Raw genomic sequence first — 792 nt, 5'->3', positions numbered from 1 at the left:
ATTGGGATCGGTGCATACATCACCGACACATTCGAGGTCGCCAAGGCACTGGCCAGCGTTGCACTCACAGCCCAGCTCGCCAGGGATACAGCTGGCGACGCAGGTGTTGTTGACACACTCGAGGTCGCCAAGGCACTGGCCAGCGTTGCACTCACAGTTGAGCTCGCCTGGGATGCAGGCCGGATCGCCGTCGCCATCTCCGGTGTCGCCATCGCCATCGCCGGTGTTCTCGCCGTCGCCATCCCCGGTGTTGTCGCCGTCGCCGTCGCCTTGCACGGTGCTGCTGGACTCGCTCGTGGTGTCGTCGCTCTTGCCGTCGTCGCTGCACGCGAAGACGAGTGGAAGCACGAACAAGCTCAGCAAGGGCAGCCGCTTCATGCGCTCACATTCGCACGTCGGGCCTTGGCTGGCAATTGAGATCGCGCCCCGTAGGGGGGCCTTCAGTCTGCGGAAGATACCAGTTCGGCCCTTGGCCGGTTCAGGGACGCTGGCCTGCGTGGGTTCAGGACTGTGCCGGCTGCCGACACCGAGCCCAGCGCCCGACTGTGCGCGATGGGGCGAAGGTCCGCGACCAGGCTCATGCAGCAGGCGTTCCTCGTTCACGTCGAGGACGGAGCCATCACGAGGGTCCCGACGATCCCCTGCCCGAAGGCCTGAGCCTCGGTGCGGTCGCCCACGGGGACTTCGACGGTGATGCACGGTCTGAGACGCTCTTCATGAACGAGCATGATCGGCAACACAGCGTCAGCCATGCTCTCGGCAGCGGGTGAGGAGTCGATGCTGGGCCTGTTG

The 792-nt window shown here is 65.3% G+C and carries 1 protein-coding gene and 1 pseudogene; both read right to left on the bottom strand.

From position 1 onward, the window contains the following. Positions 1 to 378, bottom strand: a pseudogene (locus DB30_RS40995) (hypothetical protein); the annotation flags it as partial. A gap of 221 nt (positions 379 to 599) precedes the next feature. Then, positions 600 to 792: hypothetical protein (locus DB30_RS42140; RefSeq protein WP_205633228.1), on the bottom strand; the 193-nt coding region annotated here is incomplete at its 5' end.

The sequence above is a fragment of the Enhygromyxa salina genome (genome assembly GCF_000737335.2).
Taxonomy (GTDB): domain Bacteria; phylum Myxococcota_A; class Polyangia; order Nannocystales; family Nannocystaceae; genus Plesiocystis; species Plesiocystis salina_C.
This window is presented reverse-complemented; position numbering and strand designations above follow the sequence as displayed.